The organism is Clavibacter sp. GW821-FHT01D01, assembly GCF_059422605.1.
Window position 1 is genome coordinate 546,069 of the sequence record NZ_JBWKXC010000001.1, and the last position, 22,002, is coordinate 568,070.

23 protein-coding genes and 1 riboswitch are annotated in these 22,002 nt (G+C 74.4%); of the genes, 12 read left to right on the plus strand and 11 right to left on the minus strand.

Going from position 1 to position 22,002, the window contains the following annotated elements; genetic code table 11:
• Positions 1-50: 50 nt before the first annotated feature.
• Positions 51-1,409, plus strand: coding sequence for an ABC transporter substrate-binding protein (locus AC07VC_RS02810; RefSeq protein WP_494674505.1), 1,359 nt, complete (start codon positions 51-53; stop codon positions 1,407-1,409).
• A gap of 50 nt (positions 1,410-1,459) precedes the next feature.
• A riboswitch (guanidine-III (ykkC-III) riboswitch) is annotated at positions 1,460-1,524 on the plus strand.
• A gap of 10 nt (positions 1,525-1,534) precedes the next feature.
• On the plus strand, positions 1,535-1,858 hold the full coding sequence (locus tag AC07VC_RS02815) for a DMT family transporter (protein WP_094116675.1): 324 nt from the start codon (positions 1,535-1,537) through the stop codon (positions 1,856-1,858).
• A gap of 34 nt (positions 1,859-1,892) precedes the next feature.
• Here the strand turns inward: AC07VC_RS02815 and AC07VC_RS02820 are convergent, their stop codons facing one another.
• From AC07VC_RS02820 to AC07VC_RS02830, 3 genes are all read right to left on the minus strand, one after another.
• Positions 1,893-2,891: a carbohydrate ABC transporter permease gene (locus AC07VC_RS02820; RefSeq protein ID WP_317229606.1), complete on the minus strand. Its 999-nt coding sequence runs from the start codon at positions 2,889-2,891 to the stop codon at positions 1,893-1,895.
• On the minus strand, positions 2,891-3,850 hold the full coding sequence (locus AC07VC_RS02825; RefSeq protein ID WP_494674504.1) for a carbohydrate ABC transporter permease: 960 nt from the start codon (positions 3,848-3,850) through the stop codon (positions 2,891-2,893). The genes AC07VC_RS02820 and AC07VC_RS02825 overlap by 1 nt, the downstream gene beginning before the upstream one ends.
• Before the next feature lie 101 nt (positions 3,851-3,951).
• Complete coding sequence (locus AC07VC_RS02830) at positions 3,952-4,320, minus strand: hypothetical protein (protein ID WP_494674503.1); 369 nt, start codon at positions 4,318-4,320, stop codon at positions 3,952-3,954.
• Between the two features lie 65 nt (positions 4,321-4,385).
• Here AC07VC_RS02830 and AC07VC_RS02835 point away from each other — a divergent pair, with 65 nt between their 5' ends.
• Positions 4,386-4,808 (plus strand): GNAT family N-acetyltransferase, encoded by a 423-nt coding sequence (locus tag AC07VC_RS02835; protein WP_494674502.1) that lies wholly within the window; start codon positions 4,386-4,388, stop codon positions 4,806-4,808.
• 45 nt (positions 4,809-4,853) lie between these two features.
• On the opposite strand, the gene AC07VC_RS02840 is transcribed toward AC07VC_RS02835, so the two are convergent.
• From AC07VC_RS02840 to AC07VC_RS02860, 5 genes are all read right to left on the minus strand, one after another.
• Complete coding sequence (locus tag AC07VC_RS02840; RefSeq protein WP_494674501.1) at positions 4,854-6,425, minus strand: ABC-F family ATP-binding cassette domain-containing protein; 1,572 nt, start codon at positions 6,423-6,425, stop codon at positions 4,854-4,856.
• 337 nt (positions 6,426-6,762) lie between these two features.
• On the minus strand, positions 6,763-7,401 hold the full coding sequence (locus AC07VC_RS02845) for a hypothetical protein (RefSeq protein ID WP_494674500.1): 639 nt from the start codon (positions 7,399-7,401) through the stop codon (positions 6,763-6,765).
• 3 nt (positions 7,402-7,404) lie between these two features.
• Positions 7,405-8,349 (minus strand): hypothetical protein, encoded by a 945-nt coding sequence (locus AC07VC_RS02850; RefSeq protein WP_494674499.1) that lies wholly within the window; start codon positions 8,347-8,349, stop codon positions 7,405-7,407.
• Between the two features lie 43 nt (positions 8,350-8,392).
• Positions 8,393-9,196 carry a nitroreductase family protein gene (locus AC07VC_RS02855; RefSeq protein ID WP_494674498.1) on the minus strand — a complete coding sequence of 268 codons (804 nt, stop codon included), beginning with the start codon at positions 9,194-9,196 and terminating at the stop codon, positions 8,393-8,395.
• A 3-nt stretch (positions 9,197-9,199) separates the two neighbouring features.
• On the minus strand, positions 9,200-9,499 hold the full coding sequence (locus AC07VC_RS02860) for a hypothetical protein (RefSeq protein WP_494674497.1): 300 nt from the start codon (positions 9,497-9,499) through the stop codon (positions 9,200-9,202).
• A 261-nt stretch (positions 9,500-9,760) separates the two neighbouring features.
• On the opposite strand from AC07VC_RS02860, the gene AC07VC_RS02865 reads away from it, so the two are divergent.
• Complete coding sequence (locus AC07VC_RS02865) at positions 9,761-10,420, plus strand: histidine phosphatase family protein (protein WP_494674496.1); 660 nt, start codon at positions 9,761-9,763, stop codon at positions 10,418-10,420.
• On the opposite strand, the gene AC07VC_RS02870 is transcribed toward AC07VC_RS02865, so the two are convergent.
• Positions 10,417-10,785, minus strand: a complete 369-nt coding sequence (locus AC07VC_RS02870) for a hypothetical protein (protein WP_494674495.1) — start codon at positions 10,783-10,785, stop codon at positions 10,417-10,419. The genes AC07VC_RS02865 and AC07VC_RS02870 overlap by 4 nt on opposite strands.
• Positions 10,786-11,043: 258 nt before the next feature.
• Between AC07VC_RS02870 and AC07VC_RS02875 the strand changes: the two genes are divergently transcribed.
• From AC07VC_RS02875 to AC07VC_RS02885, 3 genes are read left to right on the plus strand one after another with little or no spacing between them, the layout of a single operon-like run.
• Positions 11,044-11,382 (plus strand): STAS domain-containing protein, encoded by a 339-nt coding sequence (locus tag AC07VC_RS02875; RefSeq protein WP_317229834.1) that lies wholly within the window; start codon positions 11,044-11,046, stop codon positions 11,380-11,382.
• Entirely contained in the window at positions 11,375-11,797 is a 423-nt protein-coding gene (locus AC07VC_RS02880) for an ATP-binding protein (protein ID WP_317229833.1), read from the plus strand. Before AC07VC_RS02875 ends, AC07VC_RS02880 begins: the two co-directional genes overlap by 8 nt.
• A complete protein-coding gene (locus AC07VC_RS02885; protein ID WP_494674494.1) occupies positions 11,797-13,188 on the plus strand; it encodes a PP2C family protein-serine/threonine phosphatase in 1,392 nt (463 codons plus the stop codon). The genes AC07VC_RS02880 and AC07VC_RS02885 overlap by 1 nt, the downstream gene beginning before the upstream one ends.
• 48 nt (positions 13,189-13,236) lie before the next feature.
• Here AC07VC_RS02885 and AC07VC_RS02890 read toward each other — a convergent pair whose 3' ends face one another.
• Complete coding sequence (locus AC07VC_RS02890) at positions 13,237-15,225, minus strand: glycogen debranching N-terminal domain-containing protein (protein ID WP_494674493.1); 1,989 nt, start codon at positions 15,223-15,225, stop codon at positions 13,237-13,239.
• Between the two features lie 242 nt (positions 15,226-15,467).
• Here AC07VC_RS02890 and AC07VC_RS02895 point away from each other — a divergent pair, with 242 nt between their 5' ends.
• From AC07VC_RS02895 to AC07VC_RS02915, 5 genes are all read left to right on the plus strand, one after another.
• On the plus strand, positions 15,468-16,574 hold the full coding sequence (locus AC07VC_RS02895) for a LacI family DNA-binding transcriptional regulator (protein WP_494674492.1): 1,107 nt from the start codon (positions 15,468-15,470) through the stop codon (positions 16,572-16,574).
• A 74-nt stretch (positions 16,575-16,648) separates the two neighbouring features.
• Positions 16,649-17,896: a sugar ABC transporter substrate-binding protein gene (locus tag AC07VC_RS02900; protein ID WP_317229829.1), complete on the plus strand. Its 1,248-nt coding sequence runs from the start codon at positions 16,649-16,651 to the stop codon at positions 17,894-17,896.
• Positions 17,897-17,905: 9 nt separating this feature from the next.
• Positions 17,906-19,045 carry a carbohydrate ABC transporter permease gene (locus tag AC07VC_RS02905; protein ID WP_094116663.1) on the plus strand — a complete coding sequence of 380 codons (1,140 nt, stop codon included), beginning with the start codon at positions 17,906-17,908 and terminating at the stop codon, positions 19,043-19,045.
• Positions 19,046-19,086: 41 nt separating this feature from the next.
• Positions 19,087-19,968, plus strand: coding sequence for a carbohydrate ABC transporter permease (locus tag AC07VC_RS02910; protein ID WP_494676529.1), 882 nt, complete (start codon positions 19,087-19,089; stop codon positions 19,966-19,968).
• Between the two features lie 164 nt (positions 19,969-20,132).
• Positions 20,133-21,374 (plus strand): PP2C family protein-serine/threonine phosphatase, encoded by a 1,242-nt coding sequence (locus AC07VC_RS02915; RefSeq protein ID WP_494674491.1) that lies wholly within the window; start codon positions 20,133-20,135, stop codon positions 21,372-21,374.
• 4 nt (positions 21,375-21,378) lie between these two features.
• Here the strand turns inward: AC07VC_RS02915 and AC07VC_RS02920 are convergent, their stop codons facing one another.
• Complete coding sequence (locus AC07VC_RS02920) at positions 21,379-21,942, minus strand: DUF2087 domain-containing protein (RefSeq protein WP_494674490.1); 564 nt, start codon at positions 21,940-21,942, stop codon at positions 21,379-21,381.
• Between the last annotated feature and the right edge of the window lie 60 nt (positions 21,943-22,002).

Genomic DNA, 22,002 nt, shown 5'->3' on the forward strand with positions numbered 1-22,002 from the left:
CGTTCGAGACCGGGGGCGATGACGCCCGCCGTGCTCTCGGAGGGAACCACATGACCAGGACACACCGGACGCTCGCGGTCATCGCGGCGGCGGCCACGGCCACGCTGCTGGCAGGCTGCGGATCCGGCGGCTCGGGAGCCGCCGACGCCTCCTTCACCACGGAGGCGACGGGCACGCTGAGGGCCTGGGCGTTCGACGGCGCCGACGACGTGGGCGAGGCCCGCATGGCGCACGCGGCGGAGGCGCTCGACGGCGTCACCATCGACCTCGACGCCACCGCCTTCGACGCGCAGAAGTTCACCACGCGCGTCGCGAGCGGCCAGACCCCGGACGTCGTGCAGATGGACCGCCAGTTCGTGGCGACCTACGCGGCGCAGGACCTGATCCTCCCGCTCGACGAGTGCTACGCCGTGAACGACGTCGACCCGGAGGAGCGCTTCTACGAGTCCGTCACGAACGACATCCGGTACGACGACGCGATCTGGGCGGTGCCGCAGTTCTTCCAGCCGCCGGCGATCATCCTCAACGAGCGCGTGCTCTCCGCGGCCGGCGTCACGGCCGACCAGTTCGACACCTCGAAGCCCGACCAGCTGCTCGACGCCGTCGGGAAGGTCTACCAGGAGTCCGGCGGCGACCCCGCGGTGCTCGGCCTCGACGCCGTGCCCACCAGCCAGGCCGCGCTCTGGATGCTCGGCTTCGGCGGCCAGCTCGTCGGCGACGACGGCCAGCCCACCCTCGACGACCCGTCCAACCTGCCGGGCCTGGAGTTCCTGAAGGAGCTGTCCGACGCGCAGGGCGGCTACGCGAAGGGCAAGAGCTTCACCGACGCCTTCGACACCTTCGGCGACGGCAACCAGTTCGTGGCCGACCAGGTCGGGTCGCAGGTGGCGGCGCAGTGGTACCTCAACGTGATCGCGCCGTACCGCGACGACATCGACATCTCCGCGGTGCCGTTCCGCGACCAGGACGGCGAGCCGTTCTCGGTCGCCGGCGGATCCGCGTTCGTGATCCCCGCGGGCGCCGCGAACAAGGACGCCGCGTGCGCGTGGATGCTCGACCTGACCAGCCAGGAGGGCTGGGAGGCCGCGGGCGACGTGCGCGCCGCGACCGTGACGGAGAACGGCGGCATCAACACGGGCCTGTTCACCGGGTCCCCGGCCGCCGACCAGGCGATCCGCGAGGCCCACGTGGTGCCGAGCGGCGACGATGGGATCGACCAGGCCATCGGCACGTTCTACGACGTGGTGGCGGAGGGGCGCTCCATCGGCGGGTCGCCGGCCGGCCAGCAGATCCAGAGCGAGCTGCAGAACGCCGTCGCCTCGACCCTCCTCGGCGACAAGACGCCCGAGCAGGCGCTCGGCGACGCGCAGACCGCGGCCATGCGGGCCTACGAGCAGGCGGCGCGCTGACCCGGCGCCGACGTGCACATGGCGTGATCAGGGCGCCCGGCTACGCTGTGACCGGGCGCCCGACCGCGCTCCCGGACGACGGATCAGTACCCGGAACGCGACAAGACTGGCCGTAGGGAACAGCCATGTCGTGGATCGTCCTCATCGTGTCCGGGGTCCTGGAGGCCGTCTGGGCCACCGCCCTCGGGAAGTCCGCCGGCCTCACGAAGCTCGGGCCGACGATCGTGTTCGCCGTGACCGTCGTGCTGAGCATGGTGGGCCTCGCCTACGCCATGCGGGAGATCAGCACGGGCACCGCCTACGCCGTGTGGGTGGGCATCGGCGCGTCGCTGACCGTGACGTACGCGATCGTCACCGGTGCCGAGCCCGCCAGCGTCGTCAAGATCCTGCTGCTGCTCGGCCTCGTCGGCTGCGTGATCGGCCTGAAGCTCGTCGACACCGGCCACTGACCCGCGCCGCGACGGGGGGCGGCACGGCCGGGCGTCAGCCCTTGCGGCCCTGCGTCGCGATGCCCTCCACGAAGTACCGCTGCCCGAACGCGAACAGCAGCAGCATCGGCAGCGTCACGAGCAGCGCCGCGACCATGACCAGCTGGTAGTCGCCCTGCCCGCCGTTCGTCGGGCTGAACGCCGTCATCGCGTACGAGAGGCCGAGCGGCACGGTGAAGCCCTCCACGCTGCCGGCGTTGAGGTAGATGAGCGACGCCTGCAGGTTGTTCCAGCTCGCCTGGAACTCGAAGATGAAGATGATGACGAACGACGGGATCGACAGCGGCAGCGCGATCCTCCGGAACATCCCGAAGTAGCTCGCCCCGTCGAGCCGGGCCGCCTCGAACAGCTCCTTCGGCAGCCCGAGGAAGAACTGGCGCTGCAGGAAGATGTAGAAGGCCGAGCCGAACAGGTTCATGCCGAACAGCGGGATCCAGGTGCCGATGAGCCCGAGGTTCTTCCAGATGAGGAACTGCGGCACCATCGTCACCGCGCCGGGCAGCATCATCGTCGCGAGCACCAGGCCGAAGAGCAGCTTCCGCCCCGGGAAGCGGAAGTACGCGAACCCGAACGCGACGAGCGCGCTCGACAACGACACCAGAGCGGCGGCGATGAGGGCGATCGCGAGGCTGTTCCCCATCCAGCCGAGCAGCGGCAGCTGCTCCCACACCTCGACGTAGTTCTGCGGCGTGAAGGTGCGCGGCCAGAGCGCGTTGTCGAACACCTCGCCGCGCGGCTTGAGGCTCGCGGCGAGCAGCCAGACGAACGGGTACAGGAACAGCAGCGCGAACCCCACGAGCACCACGGCGATGAGCGCACGGGAGATCCGGGAGCGCACGCGGCGTCCCCGGTCGGGGTCGCGGCGGGTCGGCCGGACGTCCCGGGACGGCATCGGGGTGAGGGCGGCGGCGAGGCGCGGATCCCCCGTGGCGGCCGCGGGCGGCGCGGGCTCGGCGGACGCGGGCTGGGCCGGCGTGCGGTCGGTGACGGCCATCAGCGGTCCCCCTCGTAGTAGACGAACCGGTTGCTCAGCTTCACCTGCACGAGCGTGATGACGAGGACGATCACGAACAGCAGCCACGCCATCGCGGCGGCGAACCCGAAGTCGAACGAGCGGAACGCCTGCTGGAACAGGTACACGCCGTAGAAGAGCGACGAGTCGGGGGAGGCGTTCGTCTGGTCGCGCCAGAACAGCAGGTACGCCTGGTCGAACACCTGCAGGGCCGCGATGGTGAGCACGACGACGTTGAAGAAGATCGCACCGGAGATCATCGGCACGGTGATGGAGAAGAACTGCCGCACGGGACCGGCGCCGTCGAGCGAGGAGACCTCGTAGAGCTCGCGCGGCACGTCCTTGAGGGCGGCGAGGAAGATCACCATGGTGCCGCTGACGCCCCAGAGCGTCATGAGCACGATGGACGGCTTCACCCAGTCGGGGTCGATGAGCCACTGCGGGCCGTCGATGCCGATGGCCTCGAGGCCCTCGTTCACGGCGCCCGTGTTGCCGTTGAGGAGCAGCAGGAAGACGCTCGCGGTCGCGACCGTGGGGGTCATCTTGGGCAGGTAGTAGAGCGTGCGGAACAGGCCGGCGCCGCGGCCGAGGCGGGCCAGGAGGATCGCGAGCAGGAGCGCGAGGCAGACCTCGAACGGCACCGCGAGGATCGCGTAGAAGAGCGTGTTGCCGAGGGAGAGGGCCACCCGCGGATCCGTGAAGAGCCGCTCGTAGTTCTCGGTGCCGACGGGCGTCGCCACGTCGGTGGCGAGGTTGTAGTCGCTGAACGAGACCACGAGGCTGTAGACCATCGCGCCGAGCGTGAAGACGAGGAAGCCGACGATCCACGGGCTGATGAAGAGGTAGCCGGCGATGGCCTCGCGACGGGCCATGCGGGAGCGGCGGGGACGCGGCGGCCGGTCGGCGGTGCTGCTGCGCGGAGGGCGGCTCGTCGTCGTCATGGTGGTCCTCGTCGACTGGGGATCGGAGCGGCACCGCTCCTACTGCCGACCCTACCTCCGCTCCTCCTCGACGACCGGGCGGGACGATCCCCGCGCCGGCGTCAGAAGTCGCTGTCCTGGATGCCCAGGCGCTCCCGGGTCGCCGCGGCCTCCGCGGGCGGGAGCCACGCGAAGTCGTAGCGCCCCGCCCGCGTCGGGTCGCGGGCGACGTCGACGTCGAGGTAGCCCGCGCGCATCTCCTGCACGGCGAGGTACGGCGCGTAGTCCTCCTGCGACCGCTCGCGGGTGCCGTCCTCCCAGACGACGAGGTACCAGATCCACCAGTGCAGCTGCTGCCCGAGCAGCCCGTGGTACTGCCAACGCACGGTCGCGACGTGGCCCGCCCGCACGCCGTCGCGCGACAGGACGCCCACGCCGCCGTCGAAGGCATCGAGCGACTCGTCGGGGACGGGAGGCAGGCGCGGGCGCATGGGATCACCGTAGGCCGACGCCCGCCCCGGCGCCGGCCCGGCGTAGGCCCGGGCATGATGGCGGGATGGTCCGCATCGCCGAGGAGGCCCCCGCGCGCGACGAGCTGCTCGACCTCTACGGCGCCGTCGGGTGGAGCGCGTACACCCGGGACCCGGAGCGGCTCGCGCGGGCGCTCGCCGGATCCGACCTCGTCGCCACCGCGCGCGACGACGGCGGACGCCTCGTCGGGCTCGTGCGCACGGTGGGCGACGGGGTGTCGATCTGCTACCTCCAGGACCTCCTCGTGCACCCCGGATCCCAGCGCGGCGGCATCGGCCGCGCGCTCGTGGAGCACGTGCGCGACCGGGCGGCCGCGGGCGTCCTCCTCGTGCTCACCACCGACGCCGGCGGCACCGAGGACGGCGACCGCTCGCACCCCTTCTACCGGGCGCTCGGGTTCGCGCCGCACGAGGAGCAGGGGCTCGCGGCCTTCTCGCGGCGGGTCTGAGGGCGCGCCTGCCGCCCCCGCTGCCGCTGCCGCCCCCGCCCCCGATCACGCGAGGTCGATCCGGTCGTCGAGGTCGATCCGGTCGAGCAGCGCGGAGTCGTGGCTGACGATCACCAGCGCGCCCCGGTAGGCCCGCAGCGCCTCGACGAGGCGGTCGGCGCCCGCCATGTCGAGGTCGTTGGTCGGCTCGTCGAGCACGAGGAGCTGCGGCGGCGGATCCGCCAGCAGCAGTCCCGCGAGGGCCACGCGGAACCGCTCCCCGCCGGACAGCGTCGCCGCGGCCCGGTCGACGGCGGCGCCCCGGAGCTGGAAGCGCGCCAGGCGGTTCCGGAGCTCCCGCGGCGGCACGTCGGGCGCGTCCCGTCGCACGTTCGCGAGCACGCTGAGGGCGTCGTCGAGGCCGTCGCGACCCTGCGGCAGGTAGCCGACCCGGTCCGTGAGGGCACGGGCGCCCGTGCCGGGCAGCGGGTGCGGGCGCGCGTCGGGCGAGCCGACGAGCAGTGCCAGCAGGGTCGACTTCCCGACGCCGTTCGCCCCCGTGACGGCGATGCGCTCCGGACCCTGCACCACGCGCGTGCGCCCGCGGACCGTGATCTCGGCGAGGCGCCGCGAGGCGGGGAGCGCCGGATCCGGCAGGTCGAGCCGCAGGGGTGCGTCCTGCCGCAGATGCACCGCGGCATCCGCGACCGCATCCGCGGCCTGGCGCTCCGCGTCCGCGTGGGCGCGCCGCAAGCGGCCGGCGGTCGCCTCCGCGTGCTGCCGCCGCTGGTTCGCGACGATGCGCGGCATCGACTCGCCGGCTCGCGCCCCCGCCTTCGCGCGGCGGGCGATGGAGGTCTCCGCCTCGATCCGCTGGCGCCGCTCGGCGCGGTGCGCCTGCTCGGCCGCCCGGATCCGCCGCTCGGCCACGGCCCGCTCGCCGGCCACGCGCTCCTCGTGCGCCCGGTAGGTGCCGCCGGTCACGGTGATCCGGCCGTCGCGGAGCTCGGCGACCTCGTCCACGTGCTCCAGGAGCTCCCGGTCGTGGCTGACGACCACGAGCGCGCCGCGCCAGCCGTCGACCAGGTCGAGGAGGATGCCGCACGCCCGGCCGTCGAGGCTGTTGGTCGGCTCGTCGAGGATCGCGACGGGACGCCCGCGCAGGCGCACCCCGCTGATGGCGACGAGCACGGCCTGGCCGCCGGAGAGCGTCGCGACCGGCCGGTCGAGGTCGTCCTCGGCCAGGCCGACGTCCCGGAGCGCGGAGGCCGCGCGCGCCTCGACGTCCCACTCGTCGCCGAGCGCCGCGAAGTGGGCGGGGTCGGGATCGCCGTCGAGGATCGCGTGGAGCGCCCGGATGCGGGCGCGCACCCCCAGCAGGTCGGCGACGGTGTCGTCGGGCCCCGTGCGGAGGCGCTGCGGCAGGTGGTCGACCGGGCCGCTGGTGGCGACGGATCCGGACGCGGGCACGAGGTCGCCGACGACGAGCCGGACGAGCGTGGACTTCCCGGCGCCGTTGCGGCCGACGAGCCCGGTCGTGCCGCGGCCGAACGCGGCGGTGGCGGAGTCGAGCACGACGTCGCCGTCGGGCCAGGAGAACGAGCAGCGGTCGAGCGTGATGGATGGTGCGGTGGGCATGGGCCCTCCCCGGTGGTCGATGCGGGTGCACGACGACCACCGGTCCGCGGAGGCGGACGGCGCGGCCCGCGACGGCGGGCGGGCGCAGGGGTCGTCAGTGCGTGAGCAGCTGCTGCGCGTGCGGCGCAGTACCGGGGATGAGGCGCAACGTCCGGACTTCCATGCGGCGGGCCCCCGTGTCCGCGACCGGACCGACCGGCCGGTGTGTCGGCCGCACCGGAGGCGTCGGGTCGCGACGGGGTACCCGACGACCGTACGCGTCCGGGGCGGCGCGGGGCAAGGGGCAGGGGGCGGCGGTGGCGGCGGGCGCTCGCCGGGGTGACGGACCCGCGGGCCGTCAGCGCGGCAGGGTGCGGGCCCTCTGCGGGTCCTCGAGGAGGCGGACGGCGCCGTCGACGTCGAGGCTGCCGGGGAAGTTCAGGTGCGTGAAGCGGCCGTCGGGGTCGTAGGAGGCGGTGGGCGCCGTGATCCGGGATCCGCGCACCGCCTGGATCAGGGCCGCGGCGCGCTCCGGCGTGATCGTCGTGGTCGGCCCGATCGCGAGCACGATGCGGAAGCGGCCGCCGTCCGCGAGGTCGAGGCGGAGCACGAGGGGATCCCGGCGCGGACGCTTGCGCGGGCGGTCGTACCGCGACTCCGGCGGCTCCTGCGGCTGCTCGACGCGCGCGCCGACGAGGTCGGCGAAGGGACGCTCCTGCCCGCGGAGACGGAGGACGCCGCGGCCCGCGTCGACGTCGAGGCCGGGCGTCACGCGGGTGATGAACAGGAGGACGAGCGCGCAGAGGGCGAGGACGCCGAGCACCGTGACCGAGGCGACCGTGAGCCAGCCGCCGCCGATGCGCTCCTCGAGCCGCGCGCCGAGCCAGGCGGACGGGCGCCAGCCGACGTAGGAGGCCACGAAGATCCAGATCGTGCCGATGACGAGCCGCTGCCGGTACGTGGGCGGCGGGATCCGCACCCACCCGTCGTCGGCCACGCGTCAGCTCCCGTCCGCAGGGCGGGTGGGCGCGTCGTCCTCGGCTCCCGCGACCGCCGCGGCTGCGGAGGCCGCGCGCTGGTGGGCAGCACGGCGGGCGTCGCGACGGGTCACGAGGAACGTGACGATGCCGCAGGGGAGCATGACGAGCGCGACCCCGAGCACCGGGACGCCCACCCGCCCGAAGAGCGCGGTCGGATCCTGCACGGCGATGACGGACGCGCCCAGGCCCATCGCGGTGGCGAGCCCGGCGAGGACGTACTGCCCCCGGACGGAGACGTGATCGCGGGCGGCCGTGCCCGTAGGGCGGACGTTCCGGGCTCCCGTGCCGAGCCCCCGCTGCCCGGCGGCCGCCGAAGCCTCCGCGGTGCCGCTGCCGTCGATGAGCGCCGCGGTGTCCTCGCGCGTCAGGTGGCCGGGGAACTCGACGTGCGCGAACCGGCCGTGCGGGTCGTCCTTCGAGCGGGGCGGCGCGATGCGGGATCCGGCGACGAGGGCGAGGAGGGCGTCGCGCTGCGGGTCGTCGATGCGCTCGCCCGTGCGCGTCGACACGAGGAGGCCGCAGCTCTCGCCTCCGGTCGTCGTCAGGCGCAGGACGAGCGTGTCGTCGCCGTCTCCTCCGGCCAGCTCGATGCGGGCACCCGTCACCTCGGAGAACCCCCACTCCCGCCGGCCGACGCGCAGCCGGCTCCGAGCGGCGTCGACCTCGAGGGGCTGCGTGCGCTCGGCCGAGATCAGGTAGGCGATCCCCCCGACGATCAGGGGCAGCAGGACGGGCACCCCGAAGGAGATGACCGGCGACGGGCCGAAGGCGCGGTCCAGGTGCCGCGTGACGGTGCCGATGGGCGTCCAGAGGACGACCCCGGAGATGGCGAGCGATGCCACGGCGATCAGCCACCGGTGCCGCGCGGTCGGGGACGGGATGCGCACCCAGGCGCCGCTGCTCATGCTCCGACCCTAGGGCGGTGGACGGGTCGCGACGGACCGCCGGTCACCCCGCGGCGGGCTCGTCCCAGCCCTGCTGCGGGGTGTCGCAGGTGCCGCGGAACACGTACTGCGACGGCAGCTTGCGCTCGCGGCTCGACCAGTCGATCGCGGGGCGGCGGGCCTCCGGCGGCAGGTAGCCGAGCCGGTACACGGCCATGAGCTGCAGCTCCGGCGGCACGCGGAGCAGCTCCTCGACGCGCGACCACTGCTCCCGGATCTCCATCGGGAACGACACGAACTGGATCCCCATCCCGATCTCGCCCGTGGTCAGCCACACGTTCTCCATGGCCGCGCCCATCGAGAACACGGAGTAGAACGACGCGAGGGACTCGGGGCGCTCCTCGGCGCGGTCGAGCATCACGCCGAGGAGCAGCGGGCTGCCGGCGACGAGGCGCCGGTTCTCGCGGCCGAGGGTGCGCGGGACCTGGAGCGAGTTCATCAGCAGCTGGCCCCGGCGGGTGAACGCCTGCCGCGTGAAGGGGCGCAGCGGCGCGGGCAGCCGGTCGAAGAGCATGCCGTCGCGGCGGCGGTCCATCTCCTCCTGCGAGAAGCGGAAGTAGTGCTTGTAGCGCTCGAAGAAGGTGCCGTTCGACATCGTCTCCGTCATGCTCGCGCCGCTGATGTCGGCGATGCGCTCGATGGTGTCCCGCTCCTCGATGAGCACGAACCGCCATGGCTGGCTGTTGAGCTGCGAGGGCGCGCGGCCGGCGACCTCCATCAGGAGCCGCTGGTGCTCCTCGCTCACGGGGTCGGGCAGGAAGGCGCCGTTGGTGGTCTTCCGGGCGCGCAGGACGTCGAGGAACTCCATGGGTCAACTCCAGGCGGTGAGGGTGCTCGCGGCGAACCAGGGAGCGGCGGTCAGGGCGAGGGCGGGATGGCGCCGGGTGCGGGTGCCCGCGCGGGGGAGCGCGGCGAGGGTGAGCAGGGCGGGCGCGAGCGCGACGGCGCAGCGGCGCGCGGCGGGCCGGGCGGCCGGGCCCGCCCAGAGCGGCGCGGCGAGCGCGACGGCGGTGAGCGCGCACGTGAGCACGTAGGCCCGGTGGTGGAGGCGGAGCTCGGGCCGCGGCGGGAGGATGCGCGCGGCCGCGGCGGTCCCGATGCCGCAGCTCACGAGGTACGCGGCCCCCGCGGCGGCGAAGGCGGCGCGGATCGCGGGGCTCCCGTGGCCGGTCCGGCGGCGGTCTCGAGTGGCGATCGTGGCTCCGTGCTCCCGGTGCGTCCGGCGTCCGGGCGGTCGCCCGCGGACCCCTTCGACGCTAGTCCGGGGTCGCGGCACGCGGCCGGGCGGCGGCGGCGGAGGCGCTCAGGAGCGGGCAAGATCCGCCGGCAGCCCCGGGCGTCGGCGCTCCCGCCGCTCCGGTTGGATGGACGCATGCCCACACCCGCGCCCGCGCGCCTGCTCCTCACCCGCCACGCGCAGACGCCGTGGAACCGGGAGTACCGCTACAACTCACGCACCGACGTCGACGTCGGCGACGACGCGGCGGACCAGCTGGCGCCCCTCGCGGCCCGGCTGCGCGGGGAGGGCGTGGAGCGGATCCTCACCAGCACGCTCGTCCGCGCCCGCAGCACGGCGCGCATCCTCCAGGAGCAGGGCGTGGCGCCGGGCGTCGTCCCCGAGGCGCGGGCCGAGCTGGTGGAGCTCGACTTCGGCGGCTTCGAGGGCATCACGCGCGACGAGCTCCGCGGGCCCGTGCACGGCGCGGCATTCGCGGCCTGGCTCACGGGCGAGGACGGCGAGCCGGCGGCTCCCGGGGGCGAGACGTGGGCGTCCGCGGCCGTGCGCGCGCGGGCCGTGCTCGACGACGTGGCGGCGGATCCGCGCACCACGCTCGTGGTCGCCCACGGCTACCTGCTGCGCGTCCTCTACCTCACGGCCCTCGGGCGCTCGCCGGCGCTCACGCGCTCGCTGGTGTGGGCGAACGGGCAGCTCATCCAGCTGGAGCGCGACCACGACGGCGGGTGGCGGGAGACCGCGCCGGACGCCGTCTCGGACGGCTCGCCGGACGCCCCGCGGGACGCCCGCGGCTAGTCGTCGGCGCCCGTGGGATCCGCGGCGCTCGCCGGGTAGTGCAGCTCGAACACGACGTCGTCGAGCGCGCCCGTCCAGACCATGTCGTCGCCGCGGCGCGCGAGCGGGCCGTCGGTGAGGTCGATGGCGTCGGCGAGGCCGAGCCCCGCGATCCACGCCTCGACGACCTCGCGCCGCACCTCGGGCGCGTACGCGTCGGCGTCGCCGGAGAAGTGCACGCCCTCCCACGGGCCGCCCAGCCGCCAGGCGAGCGGCGGCAGCCCGCGGAGCGCGCCCTCCGCGTTCCAGGCCAGGGCCACGGAGGTCTCGATCCCCTCGCGCGTGATGCGCCGCCCGGTCGGGACGTGCTCGGGTGCGGTCGACACGGTGTCTCCTCGTGCGGCCGGTGCGGCCGTGCTCGTGCGGGGTCGGTCGCATCCTGACCCGGCGACGGTCCCGTCTCCAGCCGGATGCGTCGCGCGGACAGGCGAGGACCCTCGAGCCCATCGTATTTCCTCGTGCGTTGGATGAGATGATGAGCGCGACGGACGCTCGGGATCCGCGCGGGGGACCGCACGGGACCGGCACCGTCCGACGGCCGCATCGGGGGATGACGACGCCGGCGGACCACCCGAGGGGGACCCATGGCGCTCACGACCGCCACCGCACGACGCGAGGACGACGTCACCGTCGTCACGGCCACGGGCCTGCTGAACATGGCCGCGGCCCCCGACCTCCGGCAGGCGATCCACGACGCGCTGGAGCCCGCCCCGCCGCGCATCGTCGTGGACCTCGCGGCGGTGGAGTTCATCGACTCCTCCGGCCTCGGCGCCCTGATCGCCGGCCTCCGCGCCGCGCGGGACGCCGGCGGCGACCTCCGCATCGCGGCACCCGGCCCGCAGGTGCGGATGGTGCTGCAGCTCTCCAACCTCGACCGCGTGCTCGTCTCCACGCCGACCGTCGCGGCGGCCTACCGTGACTGAGACCACCCGGACGCTCACCCTGCAGTCCCCGCCGGACGACGTGGACGCGGTCCACGAGCTCGTCGCCGGCCTCTGGGACGACCGCCCCGACGTGGGCGAGCTCGACCGGATGGCCTTCGAGACGGCGCTCGTGGAGCTCGCCTCCAACGTCATCGAGCACGCCGGCGGCGGCCAGGGCGTCACGTGCGTCGTGAGCGTCACCGTCGACGGCGGCACCATGAGCGCGCGGCTGCGCGACGGATCCGAGCCGGGCGACTTCCGCCTCGCCCCGCGGGAGATGCCAGGGGTGGACGCGGAGTCCGGCCGCGGCCTCGCGATGGTGCAGCTGCTCTGCGACGAGCTGACCTACGAGCGGGTCGGCGAGGAGAACGTGTGGAGCGTGCGCAGGACCCGGAGCGAGCCCGAGGCGTCCTGATGAGCACGCACGCCCGGCATCCCGGGCGCTTCCGCCTGCCCCGCCTGCCCCGCCCGCTCCGGCCCGAGGTGCCCGGCCGGCTCGCCGCGATCGCCCTGCCCGCCCTGCCGCCGTGGCTCGCGCGTGCCACCTGGGTCCCGGAGTCCGCCGCGCGTACCGGCACGGCCGGGCCGGCCGGGCCGACGCCCCTGCTGAAGCAGCTGCCCCTGCTGGTGCTCTTCGTGCTCGCCGTGATCGCGAGCCTCACCGTGCCGTCCCTCGCCGTCACGGCGCCGCGCTCGCTCCTGATCGCCTGCGGGATCCTCGGGGTCGCCACGGCCGTCGCCGTCGCCGTGTCCGTGCGCCCGTCCCTCGGGCGCCTCACCGTCGTGGTGCCCCTGCTGGACTTCCTCGCGGTCGGCATGCTGCGCATCGCGACCGGCGAGAACACCTCCGTCTTCACCTCCCTCGTGATCCTCCCCGTCGTCTGGTTCAGCCTCGACCCCGGGCGCTGGAACGTGCTGGTGGCCTTCGTCGGCGTCTACGTGACCCTCGGCCTGCCGCTCCTCCTCGGCCTCGACGGGCAGAACGCCAACGAGCTGTGGCGCGGGCTGTTCAGCGCCCTGGCCTTCGGGGTGGCCGCGCTCGTCGTCAACGAGCTGTCCCGGCGCACCCGGTCGAGCCTCGAGGCGTCCCGCGCACGCGAGCGCGTGAGCGAGGACGAGCTGACCCGGGCCTCCGTCGTGCAGCAGGCGCTCCTCCCGAAGACCGTCGTGCCGCTGCCCGGCTACCAGGTCGCGGGCGCGTGCCTGCCGTCGAAGGCCGTGGGCGGCGACTTCTTCGACTGGTACCCGGTTCCCGAGGGGCTCGCCTTCACCCTCGGCGACGTGATGGGGAAGGGCGTCGGCGCCGGGATCATCGCGGCCACCGCACGCGCCGTCGTCCGGAGCGCGAAGAACGTGCCGGACCCGGTCGCCGCCATCGAGCGCACCGCCGACTGCTTCACCGCGGAGCTCAGCGAGGCCGCGTCGTTCGCGACGGTCTTCCACGCGCGGGTGCGGGCCGCCGACGACACCGTCCTCTACGCGGACGCGGGCCACGGGCTCTCCGCCCTCGTGCGCGCCGACGGCACGCACGAGCGCCTCGAGTCGACCGACCTGCCCGTCGGCGTGCCGGGCGCGGCCGGCTGGACCACGCACGAGATCGCGATGGGCCCGGGCGACCTCATCGTGACCTTCAGCGACGGCGTGCTCGACCTCTACGACGGCACGCTCCGCGCGGTCGACCGGGTCGCGGAGCTCGCGCGCGCGTCGACCTCGGCGGACGACCTCGTGCGCCGGATCACCATGCTGGCGGCCGGCCAGTCCAACCCGGACGACGTGACCGTGGTGGTGCTCCGCCGCGAGGTGTGACGGCCGCCCCGGCATGTGCCCGGATCGAGGTCCGGGTCCCCGACCGCGTCAGGCCCGGCCGTGCACCGCGACCGCACCCGCCACCGCGGCATTCGGCGCGGCCCCCGCGGGCCCGCCGCCCGTCGCGACCCCGAGCACGGCGATCGCCGACGCGGCCGACCACGCCTGAGGCCGGCACGCGGCGGGGTAGGGCACGGCCGTCGGCACGTCCGCGGCGGCGTCGCCCGAGTGCAGCTCCGGCACGCGGTGGTCGAAGTCCTCGGCGGCCGCGAGGAGCCCGCGGGCGAGCGTGGCCGCCTCGCCCGCGAAGCCCTCCCGGGCGAGGCCGGTGATCGCGATGGCGGTGTCGTGCGTCCAGACGGATCCGCCGTGGTACGACAGCGGCCAGTACCCGGCCGCGTCGGTCGCGAGGGTGCGCAGGCCGAAGCCGGAGTCGAGGCGCGGCGAGACGAGCAGCTCGGCGACCCGCGCCGCGTGCTCGGGCGACAGGATCCCGGTGCCGAGCAGGTGCCCGATGTTGCTGGTGAGCGTGTCCACCGGCCGCTTGGCCGCGTCGAGCGCGATGGCCGGGTAGCCGCCCTCGCCGTCGTCGATCCAGAACGCCCGCGCGAACCGCTCCCGCATGGCGGACGCGTACGCCCGCCACTCGTCGGCCGGCCGGCCGAAGCGCTCCAGCAGCGCGGCGGCTCCGACCGCCGCCTCGTGCGCGTACGCCTGCACCTCGCAGAGCGCGATGGGGCCCTCCGCGAGCGTGCCGTCCTGCCACTGGATGCTGTCGCCGGAGTCCTTCCAGCCCTGGTTCGCGAGGCCGTGCCCGCTCTCGTCGCGGTACTCGAGGAACCCGTCGCCGTCCTGGTCGGCGTGGTCGCGGAGCCAGCCGAGCGCCGCCTCGAGGTGGGGGAGCAGCGCCTCCACCTCGTCCTCGGGCATGCCGGCGCGCCACGCGTCGTGCAGCAGCGTGATCCAGAGCGGCGTCGCGTCGACCGTGCCGTAGTAGAGCGGCGGCAGGGAGACGTCCTCCCCGGGGATGGTGAGCACGCCCGGCCGGAGCTCGTGCATGATCTTCCCCGGCTGCTCGGCGGTCGCCGCGTCCTCGTGCGCGCCCTGCAGGCCCGCCAGCACCCGCAGCGTGGAGGCGGCGATCCCCGTGCCGAGCGGCAGCATCATGCGCGCCGCCCACAGGGAGTCCCGCCCGAAGAGCGTGAAGAACCAGGGCGCACCGGCCGCGAGGAACGGCTCGTCGGGGCGCGCGGTGGTCACCATGCGGAGCCCCGAGAGGTCGTCGAGCGCGGTCGCGACCCAGCGCCCGAGGCGCGAGTCGCCGCTCTCGACGCGGACGCCGGCCCATTCGGGCTCCGACGTCGCCGGCCCGACGACGGCCGTGCGGCTCGCCGCCGTCACCGACCAGGACACCGCGACGCGGCCGCGCGCCGGGATCACGACGGACCAGCGGAGCGCGACGGCGCGACCGTCCACCGCGACCTCGGCCCCCGGGGCGAGCAGGCGGGCGTCGGTGCCGTCGGTCTCCCACGCCACGCCGTCGTCGGTGATGGCGGGACGCGGCTCGACGTCGTCGACGAGACCCGCCTTGATCACGTGCATCACCGACGCGTCGGCGCGCAGCCGGACCTCGACGATCGTGGTCACGGCCGACGTCCGGGCCGACTCGAGCGTCACCGTCTCCCGCAGGGACGTGCCGTCGACCTCCCGGCGCCGCACGAGCCGCACCCGCGGGTCGGCGTCGGCGTCGTCGAGGTGGCGGAGGAGCGCGACGTGCTCGCCCGCGGAGGCGGAGCGGCGGCCGTGCGCGATCGGCTCGCCGCGCTGCCCTCCGACCGTCAGGGCGACGTGGGAGAGGATCCGCGCGTCGCCCAGGTAGAGGCCGTGGACGGGCGCGCCGCCCATGTCCCCGTCCGGTGCCGACCACGCCTGCACGGGTGCGCGCAGCAGCACGGTCTCGGCGTGCAGCAGCGGCTGCAGGGTCTCGTCGCGGCGGACGGCCGCGAGCGGATCGGATGCGGCAGGGCGGTCGTTCACGGTCGACTCCTCGTCGGGTCGGGACGGCTGCCCCCGCGAGGAGGGCGGGCAGGCGGTGCGGGAGGCCGTCCGGCGTCGGGATGGTTGACAGGACCGGCTCGCGATGTAACGTAGCACCCACGATTTGATCGTTCCAAAAAAAGATCCGCCGGCGTCCGCGTCGCGTCGGGTCCGGGCGTCGGATCCGCTGCCCACCGTCGAGCGCACCCGCCCGGCCCGCAGCCACGACCGAGGAGGAGCGCATGGCCGGTCTGCCCACCGTGTCCGACGTCGCCGAGCGCGCCGGCGTCTCGCGCCAGACCGTGTCCAACGTCATCAACTCGCCGGACATCGTCCGCCCCGCCACCCGCGAGCGGGTCGCCGCCGCGATCCGGGAGCTCGGCTACCGCCCGGACGCCTCCGCCCGGCGCCTCCGCACCCGCAAGTCCGCCACCATCGGCGTGCGGCTGGAGCCGGTGCTCGACGGGATCTCCGGCACCCTCCTCGACCGGTTCCTGCATGCGGTCACCGAGCTCGCCGCCACCCGCGGGCTGCGCGTGCTGCTCTACACGGCGTCCGGACCGGAGGAGGAGATCGCCGAGCTCGCCCGCCTGCGCGACGGCGCCGACGTGGACGCGATCGTGCTCACCGCCACCTTCGCCGGCGATACCCGCAGCCGCTGGCTCACCGAGAACGGCCTCCCGTTCATCGCGTTCGGCCGGCCGTGGGGCGTCGACGACGTCAACAGCCCGGAGCACCTGTGGGTCGACGTCGACGGCGCCGCGGGCGTCCGCCAGGCCGCCGACCACCTGCTCGACCGGGGCCTCACGCGCATCGCCTTCCTCGGCTGGCCGAGCGACGCGGGCACGGGCGACGACCGCCGCACCGGCTGGTGGGACGCCATGACCGCGCGCTCCGGCCTCAGCGCCGACGAGCTCGACCTCCTCGACGTGGAGACCCCGAACGACGTGCACCTCGCCCGCGCCGCCGCGCGCGACCTGCTCCTCGCCCAGCCGGGCATCCAGGCGGTCGTCTGCGTCTCGGACTCCGCGGCCCTCGGCGCCTCCATGGCCGCCACGGCCCTCGACCGGTCGGACGTGGCCGTCATCGGGTTCGACAACACCCCGGTCGCCGCGGCCCTCGGCATCTCCAGCGTGGAGCAGGACATGGCCGCCGTCGCGGCGGGAGCGCTCGACCTGCTCCTCGGCAGCACCGGATCCGACGTCGTCCCCCGCGGCGGCCTCGCCGCGGGGGAGGCCCACCGCCTCATCACGCCCCGCCTCGTCGTGCGCTCGCCCCTGCACCTCGACCACGCCCCTGCCCCCGCCGCCTCGCCCCCGGCCGACCCGGCCGGCGCCCCCGCTCCCTGATCCCCTCGCCGCGTCCGCGGCGCACCCCCCACCCCGCCGCCCCCGCGGCGCGCATCCCCCATGGAAGGCCAGCAATGAACACCACACGGACGGCACGATGGAGTGCCGCGATCCTCGCCACCGGGCTCGTCGTCGGCATGTCGGCGTGCTCGAGCGGCTCCGGATCCGGATCCGGCGAGGCTGCCGGCCTGACGGTCCTCATCGCCTCGTCGAGCGACGCCGAGGGCGCCGCGGTGAAGGCCGCCAACGACGCCTGGGCACAGGAGAACGGCACCACGGTCGACACCGTCATCGCCAGCGACCTCACGCAGCAGCTCGGCCAGGGCTTCTCCGGCGGGAACCCGCCGGACCTCTTCTACATGAGCTGGGACCAGTTCCAGACCTACGCCAGCAACCGCTACCTCGAGCCGTACGCCGAGGACGCGGGCGACGCGGACGCCTTCTACCCGGCGCTCCGAGACGCCTTCACCTACGACGGGCGGTTCTACTGCGAGCCGAAGGACTTCTCCACGCTCGGCCTCGTGATCAACACCGACCTGTGGGCGGCCGCCGGCCTCACCGACGCCGACATCCCCACCGACTGGGCGAGCCTGCGGACCGTCGCGGAGAAGCTGACGACCGACGGCGTCACGGGCCTCTCCTTCGGGCCGGAGTACGCGCGCATGGGCCTGTTCATGAACCAGGCCGGCGGGCAGCTCGTGTCCGACGACGGGAGGACCGTCACGGCCGACAGCCCGGAGAACGTCGCGGGCCTCCAGGAGGTCAAGGACCTCCTGGGCGCGGGCGTGCTGCAGTTCCCGTCCGCCCTCGACTCCGGCTGGGCCGGCGAGGCGTTCGGCGAGGGCCGGGCCGCGATGGTCATCGAGGGGCCCTGGATCGACGGCGCGCTCTCAGCCGACTACCCCGACGTGGCGTACCGCGTCGCGGAGCTCCCCGCGGGCCCCGGCGGCAGGTCGACCTTCTCCTTCAGCAACTGCTGGGGCATCCCGGCCGGGAGCGACACCACCGAGTCCGCCGAGTCGCTCGTGGCCGCCCTCACCACCGACGACCAGCAGATGGCCTTCGCCGACGCGTTCGGCGTGATCCCCTCCACCGAGTCGGGCGCCGAGGCGTACGCCGCGAAGTACCCGGAGAACCAGGCGTTCGTCGCGGGCGTGGACTACGCGGTGAACCCGGTCGCCTTCGCGGGCGCCGCCACGGTCATCACGGACTTCAACTCCGAGCTCGAGGGCATCGCGACGGGCGACCCGGAGGAGATCCTCCAGGCCTTCCAGACCAACCTGCAGGCGGCGCTCGACACCGCGAACGCCAAGCAGGGCTAGGAGCCGGCGATGAGCAGTCAGGTCGTGGCGGACCGTCCCGCCGCCCGCGGCGCCGCGTCCGGCGGCCGTGCACCCCGGGGCCGCACGCGCGGTCCCGGGATCCGGGGCCGGGAGACCCGCTACGCCTGGCTGTTCACCCTCCCGGCCATCGTCATCGTCGGCGTGTTCCTCGTGCTCCCCATCGGCCTCGCGCTCTGGGTGAGCATGAGCGACTGGAACGGCCTCGGCTCGCCGCTCGGCGACACCGCGCGCTTCGTCGGCGCCGACAACTACCAGGCGGTGCTCACCGACCCGGGCCTCGCGCAGAAGGACTTCGGCACGGCGATCCGGAACAACGTCTACTACGTGCTCCTCGTCGTGCCGCTGCAGACCGCGCTCGCCCTGTTCCTCGCGGTGCAGGTCAACCGGAGGGTGCTCCGCGGCCGCGGCTTCTTCCGCACCGCGTTCTACTTCCCGTCGGTGACCTCCTCCATCGCCATCACCGTGATCTTCCTGTTCCTGTTCTCCGCGTCGGGCGTCGTCAACGCGGTGCTCGGCTGGTTCGGCGCCTCCGGGCCGACCTGGATGGCCGACTCCACCGGCGTGCTCCACGCCCTCCTCGGGCTCGCGGGCGTCGACCAGGCGCCCGCCGCGCTCACGGGCGCCGCGCCGCTCGGCCTCACCTGGTGGGACTGGCTGTCGGGCCCGTCCGTGGCGATGTGCGTGCTGATCGCCATGGCGGTCTTCACCACCTCCGGCACCTTCATGCTCCTGTTCCTCGCGGCGCTGCAGAGCATCGGCGGCGAGATCGAGGAGGCCGCGATGATGGACGGCGCCGGCGTCTTCCGGAAGTTCTTCTCCGTGACGCTGCCGATGCTGAAGCCCACCCTCTTCACGGTCCTCACGCTGGGGCTCATCGGCACCTGGCAGGTGTTCGACCAGATCTACCTCACCGGCGGCGGCGCTCCCGGCAAGTCGCTGCTCACCCCGGCGTACCTCGCCTACTCGACGTCGTTCACCGACCTGCAGTGGGGGCAGGGCGCGGCGATCGCGTTCATCCTCTTCTTCATCATCGTGGCGCTCACCCTCATGCAGCGGGCGCTGCTCGCGGACCGCGGCGAGCGTCCGCGCCGGACGCGGCGCGCCGCGAGGACGGGGGAGGCGCGATGAGCGCGATCCAGCAGACCGCCGTGGGCACCACCCCGGCCACCATGGCGGAGGTCCAGCCGGAGGGCACGCCGCCGCAGCGACGGCGCGTGCTGACGCCGCGGGCGCGCCTGTCGGTCGCGGGCGGCTACCTGCTGCTCGTCGGCCTCGCGCTCGTGTACGTCTACCCGTTCCTCATCTCCATCGCCTCGTCGATGAAGACCGACGCGGACGCGACGGGCGACCCGCTCTCGCTCATCCCCGCCACGTGGTCGTTCGCCGCCTACGAGCGCCTCTTCACCGACGTCCCGCTGCCGCTGTGGGCGCTGAACTCCACCCTCGTCACGCTGTGCGTCACCTTCGGCCGAGTGTTCTTCGACTCGCTCGCCGGGTACGCCCTGTCGCGCCTGCGGTTCCGCGGCCGGAACCTGCTGTTCGCCGGGTTCATCGGCGTGATGAGCGTGCCCGCGGTGGTGCTCCTGATCCCGCGCTTCCTCATCCTCAAGCAGCTGGGGCTCTACGACAGCTACGCGGGCATGATCATCCCGCTGCTCGCGGACGCCGCCGGCATCTTCATCATGAAGCAGTTCTTCGACTCGATCCCCGCCTCGATCGAGGAGGCGGCGCGGATCGACGGGGCCGGCATCTTCCGCACGTTCCGCTCCATCGTGCTGCCGATGGCCCGGCCCGCCGTCATCACCCTGCTGATCCTCTCCTTCCAGGGGTCGTGGAACGAGTTCTCGCACTTCGTCGTCTCACGGCAGAGCCCGGACCTCAACACGCTGACGACGGGCGTCGCCTCGCTCGTCTCGGGTCAGCTCGGGGCCGGCAACCAGTACCCGCTGCAGCTCGCGGCGGCCGTGCTCATGTCGATCCCCGTGGCTGTGCTGTTCTTCGTGTTCCAGCGCCGGATCATGAACACGACGGAAGGTGCTGAGAAGGGCTGACCCGCGACCGTCGAGGTGTGACGGCTGCCCCGGCCCCGGGTCGCGTGCAGGGCGCGCCCGTACACTCGGCACCGGGCGCGGCGATCCAGGGGGGATCGTGCGCGAGGCGGGTCACCCGTCCGCGCGGCCGGCGCCCGCCGATGCACAGGGGGTACGACATGGCCATGCAGGAACCCGTCGCGCGGGCAGGCGGATCCGATCCGGCCGGCCGCTCGACCGTCGAGGCGGCCACCGCCGAGCAGGCCCGGCTGCGGGCTGTGAGCGACCTGCGGCTCGTGGGATCCACCGCGGAGGAGCGCTTCGACCGCGTCACCCGCATCGCGCGCGAGCTGTTCCACGTGCCCGTGGCCGAGATCAACCTGCTCGGCGAGCGGGAGCAGTTCACCAAGTCGCCGCAACCGGCGGGCGTCTCGCTCGTGTCCGACCGTACGCAGTCGTTCTGCGACGTGACCATCCGGGCGTCCGAGATCATGGTGGTGCCGGATGCGACCGCCGACCCGCGGTTCTCCTACCGCACGACCGTCACCGGGCCCCGTCACATCCGCTTCTACGCCGGGCGTCCGCTGCGCTCCGGCGGGCAGACGGTCGGCACGCTGTGCCTCGTCGACACCGTCCCCCGCGAGCTCGCACCGGCCGAGGAGCGGCTCCTCGACGAGATGGGCGCGTGGGTGGAGCGCGAGCTCCGCGACAGCCAGGACGACGAGCTGGCCGGCGAGGTCCAGCGGCGCCTGCTCCCCGTCGACCGCCCGCTCTGGCCGGACTACGACCTCGCGGGCGTCAGCCTGCCCGCCCGCGGCGTGGGCGGCGACTTCTACTCCTGGGGCGAGGACGCCGACGGGCTGCACGTCACCATCGCCGACGTCATGGGCAAGGGCGCGGGCGCCGCGATCCTCGCCTCCGCCGTGCGCTCGGCGTTCCAGGCGCACCGCGGGCCCGACGCGGAGGCGACCGTGCTCGCCGTCCAGGGGCAGCTGCAGGGGGACCTCGACGTCACCGAGACGTTCGCGACGTTCCTGCACTGCCGCATCGACGGATCCACCGGCGCCTTCTCCTACGCGGACGGCGGCCACGGGCTCACGGTGGTGCTGCGCGCGGACGGGACGCACGAGACCGTGCCCGCCCTCGGCCTGCCGCTCGGCGTCGTGCCCGACGCGGAGTGGGCGACGGGCAGCGGGAGCCTCGCCCCCGGCGACCGCCTGATCACCTTCACCGACGGCGCCCTCGACCTCTTCGACGGGTCGCTCGACTCGGTGGGGCCGCTCGTCGACCTGGTGCGCTCCGCGACGGACGCGGCCGAGACCGTGGGCCGCATCGCGGACGCCGCGGCGGCCGCCACGGGCCGCGGCGCCATGGGCGACGACGTGTCGGCGGTGTGCGTGCGGTACGCGGGCGGTGCGGCGGGCTGACCCGCTAGTCCGCCCCCGCTGCGGCGGTGCCGGTGCCGGTGCCTGTGCCGGTGCCTGTGCCGTCGGCGTCGACGGCGCGCGCGTACTCGGAGCCCGAGCGGGTGCGCAGCACGAGCCCGGCGTCCACGAGGTGGCGGCGCAGCAGCGCGTGGTCGTCGGTCACACGCACGAGGCGCCCGGTGAGGGTCCGCTCGTCCACCACCTCGTCCGGGCGCAGGACCCCCTCCACGACGTGGCGGAGCAGCGCGTCGAGGTCGGCGGGGCCGGCCGGCCACGCCGCGATGCGGCCGTCGCGGAGGAAGCGCTCGACGCCCTGCGCGGGCGGGGCCGCGGGCTGCTGGGCGAGGATCGCGCGGAAGACCGCGTCGGGCGCGGATGCCCGGCCGTCGGCGCCCACGGCGACGAGCCCGGATCCCACGAGCGAGGCGCGCGCCTTCCTCGCGCGGGCCGGCGAGAGGTGCGCCACGGCGTCGTCGAGGTCGGATCCGAGCACGATGCGCGCGTAGGCGGACCGCAGCTCGGGGTCGGCGAGCACGCCGGCGAGGCGGCGGGGGTCGATCGGGTCCATGGATCCAGCCTCGCATCCGCGACGGGGGATGCCGCTCGCGCCGGATCGGAGCAGGGTGGA